This is a genomic window from Actinomycetota bacterium (assembly GCA_035759705.1).
GTDB lineage: Bacteria > Actinomycetota > CADDZG01 > JAHWKV01 > JAHWKV01 > JAJCYE01.
In genome coordinates, this window is sequence record DASTUJ010000095.1 from 1 (window position 1) to 2229 (window position 2229).

The window sequence follows — 2229 nt, forward strand, 5'->3', positions numbered from 1 at the left end:
CGGCTCGCAGGTCGTCGCGAAAATAGCGGCGCACCAGGTCCTGCAGCGTGAAGGCGTAGGCGCCGAAGAAGGCGAACTTCAGGGCTTCGAGCTTGGCCGGCGACAGGTAGGCCTCGAGCAGCGGAAGTGTGCCGTCCTGGGGCGGCAGAATCAGTACCCAGCCCAGGCAGATGAGCAGGGTGGCGAACAGGACCGGCGAAAAGGTCTCGGTGTGAGCAAAGGGGCTGTGCCCGGCGCCGACCAGCTCGATGGTGCTGACCGAGCCCCGGCCGTAGATCGTCTCGAACTTCTTCCGGTACATGTTGTCCTTGGTCGGTTCGAAGGGTTCTTCCGAGTCCCGCCCGTGCGTCTCCACCAGGTAACGGCGGACCCCGGCGTGCGCCTCGTTCCAGATCTTGAAGTAGTTGGTGTGCTGGGGAGGTGCGGGAAGGTTCTCGACGGCGTCGATTTTCAGCCGGTAGAGGTTCAGGACGTATTCGTCGTAGAGGCTGGGCCCTTTGTTCTTGATGAACAGCAGGTAGATCCAGCCGGGGATCATCGCCAGGAGCAGCGCAACCGTGTACTTGAGGACCTGGATCCACGTGTCGCCGCCCCCGGTCACCGCGCTCACCACCAGCACGGCCAGCGGAGCGATCATGAGGATGACCCACAAGGAGAGCCCGGACAGGCTGGGGAATCCCGTGCGTCGGGTGTTGGTGGCGGACTCCGGGCTTTCGGTCATTGCGCTTCGAAGGTACGCCCGGCTCGGTCGGAAAGTAACCCGGAAAACGCCTCATTTCGGTTGCCGGAACTACCTAGATGCCGGTGTTTTAGTGGCCGGGCTCGAAAACTTGTAAGTTTGGACTTTCCGCACGCAACAAAGGAGTCCTTTCTTGGGCATTGGCAGAGAGCAGGTTGAGCATGTCGCCAAGCTGGCGCGCCTTGCCCTGACTGAGGAGGAGCTGGACACCTTCGAGGAGCAGCTGTCCCGCATCCTCGAGCACGCAAACACCGTGACCAACCTGGACACCGAGGGCGTCGAGCCCACCTCCCACTCGATGCCGCTGATGAACGTGCTCCGGCCCGACGTGGTCATCCCGTCGATCGGCTCCGAGGCCGCCCTGGCGAACGCCCCCGCCGCCGAGGACGGGCACTTCCGGGTCCCCCGGATCCTGGACGACGAGTCTTGACCGAGCTCTGGGAGCGGACCGCCGCCGACCTGGCCTCACTTATCGCGTCGAAGGAGGTCTCCGCCGCCGAGGTGACCGAGTCCTGTATCGCCCGGACCAACGAGGTCGAGGGCGACGTCCTGTCCTACCTGACGCTGACGCCCGACGCCGCCCGGGCAAAGGCCTCTGAGGTCGACGCCGCCGTGGCCGCCGGAGAGCCCCTCGGGCCGCTGGCCGGCGTGCCGATGGCGCTGAAAGACATCATCTGCACGAAGGGCATCCGCTCGACGGCCGCCTCCAAGATCCTGGACACCTACGTCCCGCCCTACTCGGCGACCGTGGCGCAACGCCTGTACGACGCCGGCGGCGTGCTGCTGGGCAAGACCAACCTCGACGAGTTTGCGATGGGGTCCTCCACCGAGAACTCCGCCTACCAGGTCACCCACAACCCCTGGGACCTGACTAAGGTCCCCGGCGGCTCCTCCGGCGGTTCCGCCGCCGCGGTGGCGGCCGGGCAGGCGCCGTTCTCCATCGGCACCGACACCGGCGGCAGCATCCGCCAGCCGGCGGCCCTGTGCGGAGTGGTCGGCCTGAAGCCCACCTACGGCCTGGTCCCCCGGTACGGGCTGATCGCCTTCGCCTCGTCGCTGGACCAGGCGGGCCCGCTCACCCGGGACGTGCGAGACGCCGCGCTGGTCCTCCAGGTCATCGCCGGGCTGGACCCCAAGGACTCGACCTCCCTGCCCAGCCCGGTCCCCGACTACGTCGGCGCGCTGGAAAAGGGAATCGACGGCCTGAAGATCGGCGTGGTCAAGGAGATCTCCGGCGAAGGAGTCGACCCGGCCGTCCAGGCCCGGTTCCGGGAGGCCGTGCAGATCCTTGAGAAGCTGGGGGCCCAGGTCGGCGAGGTCTCGCTGTCGACCTTCGGCTACGGCATCGACATCTACTACCTGATCGCCCCGGCGGAAGCCTCCTCCAACCTGGCCCGCTTCGACGGGGTGCGCTACGGCCTCAGGGTCGACGGCGCCGACGTCGAGCAGATGAACCGGGCCACCCGGGCCGCCGGCTTCGGCGCCGAGGT

Annotated in this window: 3 protein-coding genes; 2 read left to right on the forward strand and 1 reads right to left on the reverse strand. The window is 67.1% G+C overall.

What is annotated here, in order from left to right:
- Positions 1-721 (reverse strand): hypothetical protein (locus VFV09_06400; protein HEU4867339.1); only part of this gene is annotated, 721 nt, incomplete at its 3' end.
- A 151-nt stretch (positions 722-872) separates the two neighbouring features.
- Here VFV09_06400 and gatC point away from each other — a divergent pair.
- Positions 873-1169: an Asp-tRNA(Asn)/Glu-tRNA(Gln) amidotransferase subunit GatC gene (gene gatC, locus VFV09_06405; protein HEU4867340.1), complete on the forward strand. Its 297-nt coding sequence runs from the start codon at positions 873-875 to the stop codon at positions 1167-1169.
- Positions 1166-2229 (forward strand): amidase family protein (locus VFV09_06410; GenBank protein ID HEU4867341.1); only part of this gene is annotated, 1064 nt, incomplete at its 3' end. The genes gatC and VFV09_06410, both read left to right, overlap by 4 nt.